This is a genomic window from Rhodococcus (subgen. Prescottella) equi (assembly GCF_003013675.1).
GTDB classification, from domain to species: domain Bacteria; phylum Actinomycetota; class Actinomycetes; order Mycobacteriales; family Mycobacteriaceae; genus Prescottella; species Prescottella equi.
The window spans coordinates 919402-937955 of sequence record NZ_CP027793.1 but is presented as its reverse complement, the minus strand read 5'-3'; the positions used below and the strand labels follow the sequence as shown (position 1 = coordinate 937955).

At 70.1% G+C, this 18554-nt stretch carries 9 protein-coding genes and 1 riboswitch; of the genes, 6 read left to right on the top strand and 3 right to left on the bottom strand.

The features are described from left to right. Positions 1-9 precede the first annotated feature (9 nt). Positions 10-7752, bottom strand: coding sequence for a non-ribosomal peptide synthetase (locus C7H75_RS04305; protein ID WP_106850980.1), 7743 nt, complete (start codon positions 7750-7752; stop codon positions 10-12). 177 nt (positions 7753-7929) lie between these two features. Between C7H75_RS04305 and C7H75_RS04300 the strand changes: the two genes are divergently transcribed. The 4 genes from C7H75_RS04300 to C7H75_RS04285 are packed head-to-tail and all read left to right on the top strand — an operon-like array spanning position 7930 to position 12236. Continuing rightward, positions 7930-9075: an isochorismate synthase gene (locus C7H75_RS04300; protein WP_106850979.1), complete on the top strand. Its 1146-nt coding sequence runs from the start codon at positions 7930-7932 to the stop codon at positions 9073-9075. Further along, a complete protein-coding gene (locus C7H75_RS04295; protein ID WP_013414935.1) occupies positions 9072-9845 on the top strand; it encodes a 2,3-dihydro-2,3-dihydroxybenzoate dehydrogenase in 774 nt (257 codons plus the stop codon). Before C7H75_RS04300 ends, C7H75_RS04295 begins: the two co-directional genes overlap by 4 nt. 50 nt (positions 9846-9895) lie before the next feature. Next, entirely contained in the window at positions 9896-11578 is a 1683-nt protein-coding gene (locus C7H75_RS04290) for a (2,3-dihydroxybenzoyl)adenylate synthase (RefSeq protein WP_106850978.1), read from the top strand. Positions 11579-11585: 7 nt separating this feature from the next. Then, positions 11586-12236, top strand: coding sequence for an isochorismatase family protein (locus tag C7H75_RS04285; RefSeq protein ID WP_005515433.1), 651 nt, complete (start codon positions 11586-11588; stop codon positions 12234-12236). 68 nt (positions 12237-12304) lie between these two features. On the opposite strand, the gene C7H75_RS04280 is transcribed toward C7H75_RS04285, so the two are convergent. Next, positions 12305-14434 carry a S9 family peptidase gene (locus C7H75_RS04280; RefSeq protein ID WP_084865818.1) on the bottom strand — a complete coding sequence of 710 codons (2130 nt, stop codon included), beginning with the start codon at positions 14432-14434 and terminating at the stop codon, positions 12305-12307. Position 14435: 1 nt separating this feature from the next. Continuing rightward, positions 14436-15320, bottom strand: a complete 885-nt coding sequence (locus tag C7H75_RS04275) for a phosphoribosylaminoimidazolesuccinocarboxamide synthase (protein ID WP_106850977.1) — start codon at positions 15318-15320, stop codon at positions 14436-14438. Between the two features lie 296 nt (positions 15321-15616). Here C7H75_RS04275 and C7H75_RS04270 point away from each other — a divergent pair, with 296 nt between their 5' ends. Together C7H75_RS04270 and C7H75_RS04265 are read left to right on the top strand one after the other, a co-directional pair. Continuing rightward, positions 15617-17035, top strand: a complete 1419-nt coding sequence (locus tag C7H75_RS04270) for an MDR family MFS transporter (RefSeq protein WP_081187304.1) — start codon at positions 15617-15619, stop codon at positions 17033-17035. A gap of 123 nt (positions 17036-17158) precedes the next feature. After that, complete coding sequence (locus C7H75_RS04265; protein ID WP_106850976.1) at positions 17159-18217, top strand: ABC transporter substrate-binding protein; 1059 nt, start codon at positions 17159-17161, stop codon at positions 18215-18217. Between the two features lie 96 nt (positions 18218-18313). Then, positions 18314-18498, top strand: a riboswitch (cobalamin riboswitch). Positions 18499-18554: the final 56 nt, after the last annotated feature.

The following is an 18554-nucleotide window of genomic DNA, read 5'->3' as shown; positions in this document are numbered from 1 at the left end:
TGAGCGGCTCTACAGGAACTCCAACTCGAACTCGTCGATCTCGGCCTGGTCGAGGTCTGTAAGCGTCAGGTCGCTCGGCGTCAGCCCACCCGCGTGACCGCTCGCGGCATGCCCGGACAGCGCCCGCAGGGCGTCGACCCAGGCCGTCGCCAGACTCCGGACGGTCGCGGCGTCGACCACGTCCGGGCTGTATCCCCACGTGGCCCGCAGTATGGGCCCGTCAACGGAATCCTCTGTGACCGCGCCGATCTCGATCGCGTGACTGACGGGCATGTCCCCGTCCGCCGCGCCACCGAGGGTGCCGGATCCGGGTGCGCTCGTCCACGCCCCACCTGCGCCCTCACCCAGAGTGAACCTACCGAGGTAGTTGAAGCCGATCTCCGGGGCCGGCCCGGCGACCAGCGCAGGTCCGGCGACCGGATCGAGGTGGCGGAGCACGCCGTAACCGATCCCGTTGTCCGGGACCCGACGCATCTGTTCCTTGACGGATTTGAGCGCGTCACCGGCAGCCCCGCCGCCACCGAATGCGTCCACGAGATCCACCCCCGCCACGTCGAGCCGCACCGGATACAGCGTCGTGAACCAGCCGACGGTGCGGGACAGGTCCACGCCCGGCACCGCCTGTTCCTCCCGCCCGTGGCCCTCGAGGTCGATCGACAGCGCACCCGGACCCCGGATTCGGGCGACGGCCAGAGCCAGCGCGGTGAGCAGCACGTCGTCGACCCGCGCGTTGAACCGGTCCGGCACGGCGGTCAGCAGTGCCTCGGTGACCTCCACCGGTGCCGAGACCTCCAGGGTCTCGGTGCCGGACATCCTGTCGCGCAACGGGTCGACGGCGCGGCGTCCGATCGTCTCGCGATCCGACACGGTCGCCGCCTGCCACAGCGCGAGCTCGTCCCGGCGCAGTGCCGCGGTTCCGACGAGGCCACGTGCCCACGTTCGCAGCGGTGTACCGGGCGCCGCCGGCGACTTTCCCGCACACGCGTCCGCGAGGTCCGGGACGAGGATCCGCCACGAGACACCGTCGACGACGAGGTGGTGGATCACCAACAGTACGAGCGACTCCGTCTCGCCGGCATCGAGCAGCACGGCCCGGAACATTGCTCCGGCAGCCGGATCGAGCCGTCCGTACGCGTCATCGGTCGCGCGCCGCACCGCCTCCCGCCGCGCGTCGGTACCCGCGCCTCGAATGTCGACGCAGGTCAGCACGCCCTCGGCAGGCACGGTTCCGGGCGGCGGGACGTCGAACACCCGGTCCCGGTCGTCGAAGGACGCGCGCAGGGCGTCGTGGGTGGCGAGCAGCGCCTGCACCCCGCGCGTGAGCGTCGCGAGCGTCAGTCCGTCCGGCGCCCGCAACAGGCGGGACTGTGCGAACCGGCGGTACGGGCCGCCCCGGTCCAGCAGGTCGTGGACGATCGGGGTCGCGGGCACGAACCCGAGCGCGGCGGACGGGTCGACCGGCGCCACCTCGGCATCCGTTTCGGCCACCGCCGCCAGGCCCGCCACGGTGCGGTGCTCGAACACGTCACGCGCGGTGAACCGGATCCCGGCCGCACGGGCACGGGAGACGAGCTGGATCGAGACGATGGAATCACCACCGAGCGAGAAGAAGTCGTCACCCGGGCCGACGTCGTCGACCCCCAGCACGTCGGTGACCACTGCACACAGGCGGCGTTCGAGGTCGCTGCCGGCGTCCTGCGCGGAGCCCGACGCCGCGAAGTCCGGCGCGGGCAGCGCCCGGCGGTCCACCTTGCCGTTCGGTGTGACCGGCAGCGCGTCCAACAGGACGATCGCGGCGGGCACCATGTGCGCGGGCAGTCGCGCCGCCAGGTGCTCGCGAAGCGCTTCTCCGTCGGTGGCCGCCCTCACGGCGGCGTATCCGACCAATCGGCGGCGTCCCGGATCGTCCTCGCGGGCGACCACGGTTGCGGCCGTCACCGCCGGGTGCGCGTCGAGTACCGACTCGACCTCGCCGAGTTCGATGCGGAACCCGCGGATCTTCACCTGGTCGTCGGTGCGGCCCAGGTACTCGAGTACCCAGGCTCCCTCGCGTGACGTCCAGCGAACCAGATCGCCCGTGCGGTAGAGCCGTTCACCGGAGCCGCCGTACAGGTCGGCGACGAAGCGTTCCGCGGTGAGGCCGGGACGGTTCAGGTAGCCGCGCGTGACGCCGGGCCCTCCGACATACAACTCGCCGGGGACCCCGCGGGGAACCAGGCGCATCCTCGCGTCGAGCACGTACGCCCTCGCCCCGTCGACCGGGGAACCGATGTGCGCGGCCGATCCCGTGATGTCGCCGATCGTGGCATCGACGGTGCACTCGGTGGGGCCGTACATGTTGGTGGCGTGGATGCCGTCGGCGCCGGCGAGTGCGGACCACAGCTCGGCGGGGACCGCCTCGCCGCCGACCGCGAGCAGGCCGGGGCGATGCGCGGCGGTGGCATCGAGCAGGCCCTCGCGCAGCAACTCCGCCATCAACAGCGGCACGCAGTCGACGGCGTCGATGTGGTGGCGACGCACGTACTCGACGATGCCGGCCGCATCCGCGGCGAGGTCCGCGCCGAGCACGTGCAGCGTGTGCCCGGACAGCATCGACAGCAGCGGGTCGATTGCCGAGTCGAATGCCAGCGCATACGTGAGCAGGACCCGCCGCCGACGGTCGTCCGCCGGTCCGAACGTCCGTCGGCGCTGTGTCGCCAGCAGATTGACGACGCCACGGTGCGGTACGACGACACCCTTCGGGACACCCGTCGATCCGGAGGTGTAGATGACGTACGCGGCGTTGTCCGCGCACGGAGTGCCGGTCCGCTCGCCCACCGCCAGCGGACCGGACGGCAAGGTGGGGTCGACCGCGGCGATCGCGTACTCGTCGAGCACCAGGACCGGGGCGGCGTCGGCGAGCATGTGCGCGATCCGGTCGGCCGGGTAGGCCGGGTCGATCGGCAGGTACGCGCCACCGGCCTGCCACACCGCGAGGGCGGCGATCACGATGTCGGTACCGCGGGGAAGCTGCAGTCCCACCACCGTTTCCGGTCCGACCCCGTGCGCGATCAGGTGCCGCGCGAGACGATTGACCCGCACGCTCAGCTCCGCGAAGGTCAGTTCGGTGCGGGCGTCGACCAGGGCGGGAGCGTTCGGTGTGCGTGCCACCTGCCGGTCGAACGCAGCGGCCGCGGTCGGGACGTCGGCGATCACTGCCGGAGTGAGCGCACCGCGGGTCAGGCGGACGCGCTCGTCGGCCGACAGCAGATCCACCGCCGACAGTCGTAACTGCGGGGTGCGGGCCAACGCGGTGAGGGCGCGCACCACCCGGTCCACCAGCGCCTCGGCGGTGGCCGCGTCGAAGAGAGCCTGCGCGTACTCGATCCGCACCCGCAGGCCGTCGCCGGGCACTTCGACGACGTCGACGGTGAGATCGAACATCGCGGCACCGGTGTCGAGCGTGACGACGCTCGGGGCGAACTCCGCGAACTCGTCGACGACGGGCGGCATCCGGTGCTGGACCAGGACTTGGAACAGCGGGTGCCGGGACACGGAGCGCTCCGGGTTGACGGCCTCCACCAGCCGGTCGAACGGAAGATCCTGATGGGCATAGGCTTCGAGGTCGTCGGAGCGCACCCGGCCGACCAGTTCGGTCAACGTCGGATCTCCCGAGAGATCCGTGCGCAGCACCACGAGGTTGACGAAGAAGCCGACGAGCTGGTCGAGTTCGGCGGCTGGCCGGCCCGCCGTGGGAGTGCCGACCACGATGTCGTGTCCGGCCCCGCTGCCCGCCAGCGCGACGGCCAGGGCGGTGTGCGAGAGCATGAACATCGATGCTCCCGCCGCCCGCGCGGACGCACGCAGGTCGTCGGTGATCCCGGCGCTCACGGCGCGTTCGACGACTCCCCCGGCGAACGTCGGGACCGCCGGACGGCGGCGGTCCGCGGGCAGCGCGATCTCCTCCGGGGCACCCGCCAGCCGGGCGCGCCAGAACCCCTGCTGAACCGCCGTGAGCGCAGCGGGATCGTCACCTTCGCCGAGCAGATCACGCTGCCACAGTGCGTAGTCCGCGTACTGCACCGGCAGGTCGGTGAGCGAGAGGTTCTCCCCCGCGACCGCAGCGCGGTACGCCGAGCCCAGGTCGCGCATCAGTACGGGCGTCGACAGTTCGTCGCTCGCGATGTGGTGCGTCAGCACCAACAGCACCGACTCCGTGCCGGTCACGAACAAGCGCAGCCGGATCGGGAACTCGTGATCGAGGTCGAACGGGTGACGTGCCGCGGCCGCCAGAACCGCGTCCAGCTCGTGCGGGGCGACGTGTTCCACCTCGAACGGCACCGTGTCCGGCACCGGGCACACCCGCTGCATACCGATGCCGTCGACGTCCTCGAGCAGGGTGCGCAACACCTCGTGCCGGCGCAGCAACGCGTCGGTTGCCACCGACAGTGCCGCGGGATCGGGCACACCGCGCAGGCGCAGCGCCACGGGAATGTTGTACGTGGAACTCGGTCCCTCGAGCCGGAACTGGAACCACAGCCGCTGCTGGGCGGCGGACAGCGGCGAGACCGGGCCGCGGTCCACCGCGAGCACGGGAGGCCGGCGCCCGGCCCCCGTCGCGACCTCGCACTGCTCGGCCAGCCCGAGCACGGTCGGATTGTCGAACACGGCGCGGATGGCGAGTTCGACGCCCACGGCGTCGCGCACCCGCGCGATCAGCTTCGCGGCGGCCAACGAGTGACCACCGAGCAGGAAGAAGTCGTCGTCCACGCCGACGGCGTCGAGGCCGAGCACGTCGGCGACGAGTGCGCACAGCACCCGCTGCAGCTCGGTCGACGGCTCACGCGTCGACACCACCGCACCGAAGTCGGGTTCCGGCAGACGCTTCCGGTCGACCTTGCCGTTCGACGTCAGCGGTAGCGCGTCGAGGAACACGAATGCCGACGGCACCATGTACGCCGGCAACCAGTTCGCGAGCAGCTCACGAGCGCCGATCGGGTCGCCGGCCGCGCCCACGACGTACCCGACCAGTCGCACCGATCCGGTGGCGTCGGGGCGCGTCGTCGCGACGGCCCGGGTGGCGCCGGGCAGGCGCAGCAGCGCGGACTCCACCTCGCCGAGTTCCACCCGGAAACCCCGGATCTTGATCTGGTCGTCCGTGCGTCCGCGGTAGACGATCTGTCCGTCCGGCCGGCGATGCACGATGTCCCCGGTCCGGTACAGACGCGCGTCGTCGCCGGCGGGATCGGCGCAGAACGGATTCGCGACGAAACGTGCCGCCGTCACCGCCGCCGCACCGAGGTAGCCGCGCACGACACCCGGGCCCGCCACGTACAGCTCGCCGGGAACGCCGTCCGGCACCGGCTCGAGCCCCGAATCGAGCACGTAGGCAGCCAGGTTCGCCACCGGGACCCCGATCACCGGTTCGGTGGCGTCGACGATCTCGGCGACCACGACGTCGACCGTGCCCTCGGTGGGGCCGTAGAAGTTGAACGCGGTGCCACCCCGCTCCCGCAGGCGTCGCCACAGGTTCTCGCTCACCGCGTCGCCGCCGAACCCCAGGGTGGGGACGATGTCGGCGGGCAGCAGGTCGGCGTCGACGATGTGCTCGAGCTGCGACGGCGACAGCTCCACGAAGTGCCACCCCTCGGCCCGGGCCTGCGCTGCGAGCCGCTCCGGATCGCGCTGGGTTTCCTCGTCCACCAGCCGCAGTTCATGCCCCGCGAGCATCCACAGGTGCGGCCCCCACGACGCGTCGAACGCGAACGACCACGCGTGCCCCACCCGCAGGCGATCCCGCCCGGCGACGGCACACGCGCGGGAGAACACCCGATCCCGATGGCTGTGGAAGAGGTTGACCGCGCCGCGGTGTGGCACCTCGACGCCCTTGGGTCGTCCGGTCGAACCCGACGTGTGGATCACGTAGGCGATGTCGAGGTCGTGCATCCGGTGGCCACGCTCGGCGGCGCACACCGGATGGTCCTCGCCGACCGAGAGGTCGAGGACCGTGATGTCGACGACACGGCTCGTGCCCGTCACCTCGCGCAGGCGCTGCGCCACAGCACCGTTCGTGACGACGCACCCGGGCCCGGTCTCGTCGAGCACATGGCCGATCCGGTCCGCCGGGTGATCGGGATCGACCGGCACGCACGTGCCGCCGGCCTCGAGGACCGCGAACAGCGCGACCAGCGTGTCGACGCCACGCGGGAGCGCCACCGCGACCCGCCGGTGCGGCCCGAGTCCGCCGGCGAGCAGGTTTCGGGCGAGCCGGCGCGCCCGTGACGCGAGCTCACCGAAGGTCAGGGACGCCGTTCCGTCGCTCGCTGCGGGCGCGTCCGGATCACGCTCCACCTGGGCCTGGAGGAGGTCCGGCAGGGTGAGACCGGTGGGGACGGTCAGGGCTTTGCCCGCGGCACGCGCGAGCAGCGTCCGCCGTTCGTCGGAGCTGAGGATCGACACCCCGGCGAGCGCGGTCGCGCCGGGATCCTCCAGCGCCGCGAGCGAATCCAGCAGGTGGGCCAGACGACCGGTGTGCGTGGCCAGCTCGTCGGCGGTGTAGCGCTCGGCGTCGACGTCGACCCACACCTCGAGCCCACCGACGTGATCGAGGGGGCGGGCGGTCACCATGAGGTCCTGGAGCGGACCACGGGCGATCGAGTGCACCGCCGCGTACAGGTCGCCGAAACGCAGCCGGTCACCGAACGGTTTGACGTTCACCGACGGCCCCACGACGCCGCGGGATCCGGACGGCAGGCGCAGGTCGTTCTGGATGTCCTCGCCGCGGTAGCGATAGTGATCCCGGCACCGGGCGACGGCGTTGCGCACCTGCCCGACGAGGTCGACGACGGTCGTCGACGGGGCCGGCTCCAGCCGCAGCGGAACGACGTTGACCGCGGACATCGGCACTGCCAACGCCGCACTACCCAGACGGTTCATCACGGGGAACCCGACGACGATGTCACCACGTCCGCTCGCCCCGCGCAGGTAGATCGCGACCGCCGCGGTGAGGACGTCGCCCCAACTGGCGCGGGCCGCCCTGCCGACCGCGGACAGGCCCCGCTGCTGTTCGGCGCTGAGGGTGAGCCGCATTCCGCGTGACGCACGCGCGATTCCGGCTCCGCCCCCGGCGAGCGTGACGGCCTCCGATGCGTCGTCGAGGTAGTCGGTCCAGAACACACGATCGGCCTCGAACCGGGGCGACTCCCGGTAGGCGGCCTCTTCGGCGACGACGGGTGCGAGCGACGTGAACTTGCAGGCCGGACGCTCTTCCCCCCGCACGTCCGCGGTGTAGATCTCCGCGATCCGCCGCATGAGCAGACCGAAGCCGTACGCGTCGATCACGAGGTGGTGAATACCCAAGTACAGCAGAACTATACGATCGTCCAGTTGAAGAACGGCAGCGCGCACACAGGATTCGGCACGCGGGTCGACGACCGTGCGATGACAGGCCTCCATCAGGTCCCGGGCCGCCGCCTCCGGATCGTCGTGGTCGCGAAGGTCGTGCACCGGCACGGCGTCGAACGAGTGCGCGCCGGGACGCAGATACGCCGAGCCGTCCGACGCGACCTCGACTGCAGCAGTGAGCACTTCGGCCTCACCGACAGCGTCGCGCACCGCACCGACGAGCGCCGGAATGCTCACGTCGCCACGAAGTTCGATACATTCGGCGGTGTTGAAGATCGGGTTGTCCGGGTCCAGCTGCTGCGCGAACCACACGCCGGCCTGAGCTCGGGTCAGTGGAAATACCGAGGTCGACGGGCCGATCGAGGACACTGACCATCTCCTGTTCCGTAGGCGAATCCGGTTGCGCCGCAACGCTTCACGCCGCCATGTCGGCGACCGGATCAAGATCGAAGAGTACCAAAGGTTAGGCTAACCGTATATCGTCGTTCCGGTCGGCGCATCTCCGCCGATTCGTCCCACGTCACCGCCATCGAAAGGTGAGCGCTCATGCCTGCACCGGTCGTCGCAGCGATCACCCCACACCGTGCCGGACCCGTCGCCGTGAACCCGTTCGTACTGTCCCGGCCCCAGGGAAGCATCCGTGCCGAGGGTGTCCTTCGTCACTTCGACGATGCCGTCGAGGCCGCCGACGCGTTGCGCGCCGGCGACGTCACCGCTCTGACCGGCGCCCTGCCGTTCGATCCCGACACCCCCGCCGCGTTCGTGGAGCCCGGTCTGCTGTGGCGGAGCGACAAGCCGTGGCGCAGCGTCGCCACCGGCGACCTGCCCCACTGCGAGGTGGAGCAACGCCTCCCCGCCGAGGACGAGCACCTCGCCCGCGTCCGGACGGCACTGCACCGGCTGCGGGACGACGCCGATCCGCTCCGAAAGGTCGTCCTCGCTCGGATGTTGCGCCTGCGCACGCACGATCGCCTCGACCCCGAGGCTCTGCTCCGGAACCTGGTCGCGGCCGATCCCGCCGGCAACGGCTACTGCGTCGACCTCTCCGCCGCCGGATCCGCCAGCGCCGGGCAGTGGCTGGTCGGATCCAGCCCCGAGGTGCTGATCCGCAAGGAGGGACGGGCGATCAGCTGCCATCCGCTGGCGGGATCGGCACGACGACTCGACGACCCGCTGGCCGACTGGGAATCGGGGCGGACCCTCGGTGAGTCCGCGAAGAACCTCGACGAGCACCGCTACGTCGTCGACGCCATCCGCGACAGGCTCGCGCCCCTGTGCACCGAACTCGACGTCCCGGAGCGCCCGACACTCACCCACACTCCGCAGTTGTGGCATCTCGGGACGCCGATCCGGGGGATGCTCGCCGACACGTCGATGACGGCGCTGGACCTGGCCCTCGCAGTTCATCCCACCCCCGCGATCTGCGGTACGCCCACCCGCGACGCATACGAGACGATCAGCGCACTCGAAGGCGACCGCGGCTTCTACGCCGGCGCGGTCGGGTGGTGCGACGAGCGCGGCGACGGTGAGTGGATGGTCACGATCCGCTGCGCCCGCATCGACGCCGACGGTACGGGGATCACCGCGTACGCCGGCGGAGGCATCGTCGCCGACTCCGTCCCGGAAGACGAGTTGGCCGAGACCGCAACCAAGTTCACCACCATTCTCGACGCCCTCGGAGTGACCGCATGACCGCACCTCTGTGTCTGGTGACCGGCGCCGGACGGGGCATCGGCCGCACCACCGCCGCCACCCTCGCACAACGCGGATGGCGCGTGGCGGTGCTCGACCGCGACGCCGAGTCCCTCGAGCGGACCGGGGAACTGGTCGGCGTGGCGTGCGTGGCCGCCCACGCCGTCGACATCCGCGACGGCGACGCGGTGGCCGCCGCCGTCGCCACGATCGAATCCCTCCACGGACCACTGACCGGGCTCGCGCACGTCGCCGGAGTACTCGAGACCGGCTCGGTGCTCGACAGCGAACCCGACTCGTGGCAGCGCGTGTTCGACGTCAACGTCACCGGACTCCTCAACGTGGTCCGGTCCGTCGGCAGAGCGATGCGGGCACGCGGGGCCGGGGCGATCGTCGTGGTGGGATCGAACGCGGCGGGAGTACCGCGAACCGGAATGGGCGCGTACGGCGCGTCGAAGGCCGCCGCGACCATGATCGCGCGGGTCACCGGACTCGAGTTGGCGCACCACGGCATCCGGGTCAACGTCGTCGCGCCCGGCTCCACCGACACCGACATGCAGCGCTCCCTCTGGCCCGACCCTGCCGACGACACCGGTGCCCGCGGTGCGATCGAGGGCAGTCTCGCGGATTTCAAGGTGGGAATCCCGCTGGGGCGCATCGCCGCCGCCGAGGATATCGCCGACTCGGTCGAGTTCCTCCTGTCCGAGCGCGCCCGGCACATCACGATGCAGGCACTCTACGTCGACGGCGGCGCGACGCTGCGGGCCTGACACCCGTTGCCGCCCTGCCGCGTTCGCCCATCACCCGAAAGGAGCACGCCGTGAGCACCGCCCTACGGCGCAGTCCACTGGTCCCCGCCACGCCGTATCCCGCCGAGTTCGCGCAGCGCTACCGGGACGCCGGATACTGGACCGACGAGACCTTCGCCCGCTTCCTGCCCGCCCGTGCCGAGCAGTTCGGGGACCGCGTCGCCGTCACCGGCGCGGGTGAGGGCGACGCCGTGCGCACCCTCACGTACCGTCAGCTGAGCGACAACGCCGACGTCCTCGCCGCGGGTCTGCTGCGACTGGGGGTGCGGGCCGGCGACCGGGTCGTGCTGCAGTTGCCGAACATGCCCGAGTACGTCGAGATGCTGTTCGCGGTCTTCACGATCGGGGCCCTGCCGGTGTTCGCGCTGCCCGCGCATCGCCGCGCCGAGGTGGGCTACTTCTGCGAGTTCACCGACGCAGCCGCGTACGTGATCGCGGACCGGCACGCCGGGTTCGACTACCGGACGCTGGCGCGGGAGATCGTCGCCGGATCCGAGCGTCCGCCGCTGGTGATCGTCGTCGGCGAGGCCGGAGACGACCCCGGCTTCGTCCCGCTCTCCGAGCTGCGGACCGCCACACCGGACCCGGGTGACCGCGCCGAACCCGCACCGGACGACGTCGCGTTCCTGCAACTGTCGGGCGGAACCACCGGGCGTTCCAAGCTCATCCCCCGCACACACACCGACTACCTGTACTCGGTGCGCGCGTCCGCCGAGATCTGCGGCCTCGACCCCGACACCCGGATGCTCGTGAGCCTGCCTGCCGCACACAACTTCCCGATGAGCTCGCCCGGCATCCTCGGGGTGCTCCACGCGGGCGGGCGCGTGGTGATGGCCCCGGACCCGACGCCGTCGACGTCGTTCGAACTGATCGAGCGCGAGCGGATCACGATCGCGTCGCTCGTCCCGCCCCTCGCGTTGACCTGGATGTCGTCGCCGGCCCGCGCGAAGCACGACCTGTCGAGTCTCGAACTGCTGCAGGTGGGCGGCGCCAAGTTCGGCGCCGAAGCGGCTCGCCGCGTCCGCGACGAACTCGGGTGCCGGCTGCAGCAGGTGTTCGGGATGGCCGAAGGCCTGGTGAACTACACGCGCCATGACGATCCCGACGACGTCGTGGTCACCACGCAGGGCCGGCCGATCAGCCCGGACGACGAGGTGCTCGTGGTGGACGACCACGACAGGCCGGTCGCGGTCGGGGTGGTCGGGCACCTCCTCACCCGCGGCCCGTACACGATCCGCGGCTACTACGCTGCGCCGGAGCACAATCGGGCGTCGTTCACGGAGGACGGGTTCTACCGCACCGGTGACCGGGTGCGCCTCACCGAGACCGGGCACATCGTCGTCGAGGGCCGTGCGAAGGACCAGATCAACCGGGGCGGTGAGAAGGTGGCGGCCGAGGAGGTGGAGAACCACCTGCTCGCGCACCCCGCCGTGCGCGATGTCGCCGTCGTCTCCAAGCCCGACGCCTACCTGGGCGAGCGCACGTTCGCCTTCGTGGTCGGCGAGGGCACCCCGCCGCGCGCCGTCGAACTGCGCGTGTTCCTCCGCGAACGCGGACTGGCCGCCTACAAGATCCCCGACGGCTTCCGGTTCGTCGACGAGTTCCCCGTCACCGGAGTCGGGAAGGTCAGCCGCACCGAGCTGCGACGCGCCCTCGAATCCACGTTCGTCACCGAAACCGCTACCGACAGTTAGGCATCAGATGTCCCTTCCCCGCTCCGTCTCCTACCCGATGCCCACCCAGCTGCCCGACAATCGCGCGTCGTGGCGCATCGACCCGGCCCGCGCGGTGCTGCTGGTCCACGACGCGCAGGAGTACTTCATCCGCGCATTCGACCGCACTGCCGACCCGATCCGCACCATGATCGCGAACGTCGACGCGATCCGCACCGCCTGCCGGGTCGCGGGTGTCCCGATCATGTACACCGCGCAGCCCGGCGACCAGGATCCCGAGCACCGGGCGTTGCTCACCGATTTCTGGGGCCCGGGCCTGTCCTCCGACCCCGCCGAGACCGCGATCATCGCCGACCTCGCGCCGGAGCCGGACGACGTCCTGCTCACCAAGTGGCGCTACAGCGCGTTCGCCAGAACCGATCTGCGGCAGCGGCTGTCGGACCTCGGCCGGGACCAACTGATCGTGACCGGCGTGTATGCCCACATCGGCTGCCTCACCACCGCGCTCGACGGCTTCATGCAGGACGTCGAGATGTTCCTCGTCGCGGACGGACTGGCCGACTTCTCGGAGGCCGAGCATCGACAGGCTCTCGACTACGCCGCGGCGCGCTGCGCCGTGGTGACCCCGACCGCGCACGTGCTGTCCGGGATGGCGACGGCGGGGGTTCTCGCCGGCTGATCGCCCATACCGCAAGGGCACCGATCGCGAAGGCCGCCGACGAGCCGGTGGGCGAGCAGCCGACCGGCTCAGACGGCGCCGGCCGTGTCGAGCACCCACGCGTACTCGAACGCGACTTCCTTCCACTTCTCGTACCGGCCGCTGACACCGCCGTGCCCGGCGCTCATCTCGGTCTTGAGCAGCAGCGGTGAGTCGCCCGTCTTCGTCGCGCGCAGCGCCGCAACCCACTTCGCGGGTTCGACGTAGAGCACGCGAGTGTCGTTGATGCTGGTGATCGCGAGGATAGCCGGGTAGTCCTTGGCCTCGACGTTCTCGTACGGGCTGTAGGAGCGCATGTACTCGTACACCTGCGGGTCCTCGAGCGGGTTGCCCCACTCGTCCCACTCGATCACCGTCAGCGGCAGATCCGGGTCGAGGATCGACGTGAGCGGATCGACGAACGGCACATTCGCGAGGATGCCCGCGAACAGTTCGGGGGCCAGGTTCGCGACCGCGCCCATCAGCAGACCGCCCGCACTGCCGCCGTCGGCCACCAACTGCCCCGGTGTCGTCCGCCCCTCGGCGATGAGATGCCTTGCGCACGCGACGAAATCGGTGAAGGTGTTCTTCTTGGTGAGCGTCTTGCCGTTCTCGTACCAGTGCCGCCCCATCTCGCCGCCGCCGCGGACGTGGGCGACGACGAAGACCATGCCGCGGTCGAGCAGCGAGAGCCGCGCCACCGAGAACGCCGGGTCCATGCTGGCCTCGTACGAGCCGTACCCGTACAGCAGCGTCGGGGCCGGGTCGCCGCCGATCCCCTTGCGCCGCACGATCGAGAGCGGGATGCGGGTGCCGTCGTCGGCGACCGCCCACTCGCGGTGCTGCTCGTATTCCGCCGGATCGAAGCCGCCGAGCACCGGCTGCGACTTGCGCAGCAGCAGTTCGCCGGTCGCGAGCCGGTAGTCGTACACCCGAGAGGGCGTGATGAACGACGTGTAACCGATCCGCAGTGTCGGCTGCTCCCACTCCGGGTTGGAGCCGAGGCCGACCGAGAACAGTTCCTCGTCGAACTCCATCTCGGTGAGCTCGCCGTACCCCTCGGGGGTGAGCGGCCAGATCGCCAGCCGGGTCAGCACGTCGCGCCGGTAGCTGAGCACGAGATGGTCGGAGAACGTGTCGATGTCCTCGAGCCGAACGTCATGGCGATGCGGGACAAGGATTTCCATCGCCGCCGGATCCGTGACGGGCGCCTGCGCGAGCACGAAGTTCTCGGCCTTCTCGCCGTCGACCACGTCGTTGTGGAGGATCAGGAAGCGGTCCTCGCCGGCGATCACTGCGTGCTCGGCCGAGTACTCGACGCCCTCGCGGCGCGGCAGGATCACCCGGAACTCGCCCTCGGGGTCAGCCGACTCGAGGATCCAGCCCTCGGTGGTGACCTTGGAGCCGAGCCAGATCATCAGGTACTTCTCGCTGCGCGTCGAGCCGACCGCCACCCAGTAGCGGTCGTCCGGCTCGTGGAAGACCTGGACGTCCTCGGCCTGCCCGGTGCCCAGCTTGTGCCGCCACACCGTGTCCGGCCGCCACGACTCGTCGACCGTCAGGTAGAAGATGTGCCGATGGTCGATCGCCCACGTCGCACCCGGCGCGGTGTTCGGGATCTCGTCGGGCAGCAGCTCGCCGGTCTCGAGGTTCTTGAACCGCAGCGTGTACCGCTCGTCGCCGATCACGTCCACCGAGTACGCGAGCAGCGTGCCGTCGTGACTGAGCGAGAACGCGCCCACCGAGAAGAAGTCGTGTCCCTCGGCCTCGGCGTTGCCGTCGAGGAGCACCTGCTCGCCCTCGATCGCCGTGTCGGTGGACAGCTCCGGCGGTGTCCAGTCGTCCGGCCCGGCGATGGGGCACCGGCAGTTGACGCCGTACTGCTTGCCCTCGATGGTGCGCGCGTAGTACCACCAGTCACCGAGTCGCGTCGGGACCGACATGTCGGTCTCCTGCGTGCGCGACTTGATCTCCTGGAACACCTTCTCCCGCAAGGGCTCCAAATGCTCGAGTTGCTGCGCGGTGTACGCGTTCTCGGCCTCGAGGTACGCGATGACCTCCGGATCCTCTTTGGCGCGGAGCCATTCGTAATGATCGACGAAGGTGTCCCCGTGATGCGTCCGTTCGAACGGAACCCGCTTGGCGACCGGGGGCGTAGTCGGCGTAGAGGGCACAGTCATCTCAGCCCACCCAGTCCTCGAACGACAGGCCCGAGATGCGCTCGTACGCCTCGATGTAGCGCGCGCGGGTCGCGTCGACGATGTCCTGCGGCAGCGGCGGGGGCGGCGTGTCGGACGCGCGGTCCCAGCCGGACTCCGGGCCGGTGAGCCAGTTCCGTACGAACTGCTTGTCGAAGCTGGGCTGCACCTTGCCGGGCTCGTAGCCGTCGGCCGGCCAGTAGCGCGACGAGTCGGGCGTCAGCACCTCGTCGGCGAGCACCAGGTTGCCTTCGGCGTCGAGACCGAATTCGAATTTGGTATCGGCGAGGATGATCCCCCGGTCCCGCGCGAAGCTGGCGGCCCGGAAGTAGATGTCGAGGGTGTCGTCGCGCAGCTTGACCGCGAGGTCCTGGCCCACCTTGTCGACGACGGTCGCGAAGTCGATGTTCTCGTCGTGGTCGCCCAGTTCGGCCTTGCTGGCCGGCGTGAAGATCGGCTCGGGAAGCTGACTGGCCTCGACCAGGCCCTCGGGCAGCGCGACGCCGCACACCGCGCCGGTGCTGTTGTAGTCCGCCAGACCCGACCCGCTGAGGTAGCCGCGGGCGACGCACTCGACCGGGAGCATGTTCAGCTTGCGCACGACCAGCGCGCGGCCGAGCACCTCTTCGGGGATGCGCTCGTCGAGCGGGTCTCCGGCGAGGTGGTTGGTGCCGCCGAGCTTCTCAAAGAAGAAGACACTCATTGCGGTGAGCACGCGGCCCTTGTCCGGGATGGGCGTGCTCAGCACGTGGTCGTAGGCCGAGATCCGGTCACTGGCGACCAGCAGCAGGTGCTCGTCGTCGATCGTGTACAGATCGCGGACCTTGCCGCCGGCCAGGTGGGTGTAGGACTCGAGTGAAGGACGCACGTCCCCAACCCTATCGGTCGCCCGGATCGGCGCATCTCGCCACACGCGTCTGCCCCGATCTGTCCGCAGAACCCCGCTTCTCATGATCAACTCCCCTCCCCCTTCCCGCGTTTTGCGCACTTATCGCACGAATTCGGTCCCCGAATGCGCGATAAGTGCGCAAAACGCGAGGGCGGGGGGCGCCGGGGTAGGTGGGGGCGCCGGGGTAAGCGGGCGGGTGGAAACGGACGGGAATAGGAACCGGCCGGAGATCGTTAGCCTTGTTTCGGACTTGACTATCGATCGGCGGGAGAGTGATGGCGACCGAGACCGCCTCGAGGGCATCGGTGGGACTACGGTCGGAGCGCGGCCCGATCCTGCTGTCGCTGATGCTCGCCACGTCACTGGTCGCGCTCGACAGCACGATCATCGCGACCGCCGTCCTGACGATCGTCGGGGACCTCGGCGGCTTCACCCAGTTCCCGTGGCTCTTCTCCGTCTATCTGCTGGCGCAGGCCGTGTCGGTGCCGATCTACGGCAAGTTGGCCGACGTCTTCGGACGCAAACCGATCATGCTGTTCGGCATCGCGGTGTTCGCGATCGGATCGCTGCTGTGCGGCGTGGCCTGGAGCATGCCCGCGCTGATCGTGTTCCGGGCGGTCCAGGGCCTGGGCGCCGGCGCGGTGCAGCCGATGAGTCTGACGATCGCCGGTGACATCTATTCCGTCGCGGAGCGCGCCAAGGTCCAGGGTTACATCGCGAGCGTGTGGGGCGTGTCGGCGGTACTCGGCCCGACGCTCGGCGGCGTGTTCTCCGAGTACCTGTCGTGGCGGTGGATCTTCTTGGTGAACCTGCCGCTGTGCGCGATCGCGGCGTGGATGCTGATGCGCAACTTCGCGGAGGAGAAGATCACACGCCGCAGTCGCATCGACTACCCCGGCGCCATCCTCCTCACGGGCGGCGCGGCGCTGATGATCCTGGGACTTCTCGAGGGCGGCCAGGCCTGGGCGTGGGTGTCGCCGGCCGGCATAGGCGTGTTCGTGGCCGGCGCGCTGCTGCTCGTCGCGTTCGTCCTCGTCGAACGACGCGTGGCCGATCCGATCCTGCCGCTGCACATGCTCACCCGCCGGGTGCTGGTCGCGAGCAGCCTGGTGTCGCTGTCCGTCGGCGCGATCCTGATGGGCCTGACGTCGTACGTGCCGACGTTCGTGCAGGGCGTCCTCGGCACGGGCGCCCTCGTCGCAGGCTTCGCGCTCGCGGTCCTCACGATCGGCTGGCCCATCGCCGCGTCGCAGGCGGGACGGCTGTATCTACGCGTCGGGTTCCGGACGACCGCGCTGATCGGCAGCGTCCTCGTGCTCGCCGGGTCGGCGCTGCTCCTGCTGCTCGGCGACGGCTCCCCGGTGTGGCAGGTAGGCGCGACGTGCTTCGTCATCGGCTCCGGCATGGGCCTGATCGCGACGCCGACGCTCATCGCGGCGCAGTCCAGCGTCGACTGGTCCGAGCGCGGCGTCGTCACGTCCACCAACATGTTCGCCCGCTCGATCGGTAGTGCCGTCGGCGTCGCGGTGTTCGGCGCGCTGGTCAACTCCCGTGTCGGAGACACCGCAGAGCCCGACCCGACGGCCCTCTCGGGCGCGATCCATCTCGTGTTCGTCGGCATCCTCGGCATCGCGGTGCTGCTGACGGTGTCGTCGGCGCTGATGCCGCGGGCCGAGAAGGCCCTCGACGGCTGACCGGGCTACGACGGCGTGGCCGAATCCCGTTATCCGATGGCCTTTTCAGGCAAACCACACGGCACCGGCAGTCGATAGGTTGGGGCCTTCCCTGACCGACCTATCGGACGGAGCGCCGTATCCATGCCCGTGATCGAATCGACGAAGACCGACGCCCGCCTCGGAAACTGGAACGGCGACGTCCGCCGCCCGACGTCCGCGCGCACCACACGAGGCATGGACCGTGAATTCGGCACTCTCGTCGATGCCCTGACCCGACGCGGTTTCCTCACCGGCGCGGCCGCGCTCGGCGCCCTGGGCGCACTGTCGGCGTGCTCGACCAGACCGGGGAACAGTGCGACGTCCGACGCGTCGGTCGAGATCGCGGTGGGCGACGAGCGATACCGGCTCCCGCGTGACCCACAGCGTGTCGTGGTGCTCGAGGCCCGAGCCGCGCTCGACTTCGCCCTGCTCGCCGAGTACCCGATCGTCGCCACCAACTGGGACGACAGGTCGCAACTCATGCAGCGAGTGCCCGCCGGGACGGAGCGTCTCGGCGGCACCAACAACGAACCGAACGCCGAGGCGATTCTCGGCTACGAACCGGATCTGCTGGTCGTGGGTCAGGGTTGGTGGGACTACTACCGGGAGCGGGAGCTCCTGGGGACCGACATCGCACCGGTTCTCGTCGTCGACCAGGGGACTCCCGGATCGACGTGGAAGCGAGCGATGACCGAGCAGTTGACGGCACTCGATCGACGCGATGTCGCCGACCGTGTGGTTGCTCGCTACAACGCCGAACTGGCGCAGGCGCGTGCCGCGATGGCCGGGCTTCTCGACGGGAAGACCATCGCGATCGCGGGTGCGGACAAGGGACAACTCTGGCTGCAGAACGACACGTTCGCGGTGTCGGTGGCGCGCGATCTCGGATTGGACGTGCTGACCGATCCCGCGAACGCGTCTGCGGACAACAGGGGAATCACCTTCTACGCGCTCGAACAACTCGACATCTTCGAGCAGGCGGATTTCGTCCTGTTGCAGAATCCCGACGCCGCCGAGGCCCAGTCGCCGACGTGGAAAAGGGTGCGCGCGGTCCGAGACGGTCATGTCGGGCAGCTGCGGTACGACCTCAACAGCGGTCTGGCACTGACCGCGATGGCGCTCGCCGCCGACATCGCGGAGCAGGTCCAGGTAATGCGCTGACGACCCCGGAGGGGTCCGCACCGCCTTCCGCGCCCTCGACCGCCGAACAGCACGAAACCGACAAGGCCGACCATTGCCCGGGCACCGGTCGTCTATTCTTCACGATGTCGTCACGGTGTTCGGGAAGTCCGGTAGAAGCCGGCGCGGTACTCGCCACTGTGGGCAGGTACGTCGACTACTAGGGGTTCGACCCCAGCCACTGGATGCTCACGCATCCGGGAAGGCGTAGTCGGCGGTCATCCCTGCCGAGCCAGGAGACCGGCCGTGACGCATACCTGCACGTTTTCCACGAGTCATGGAAGGCGGGTCGCTTTGCGTACCCCTATCTCTCGCCGAG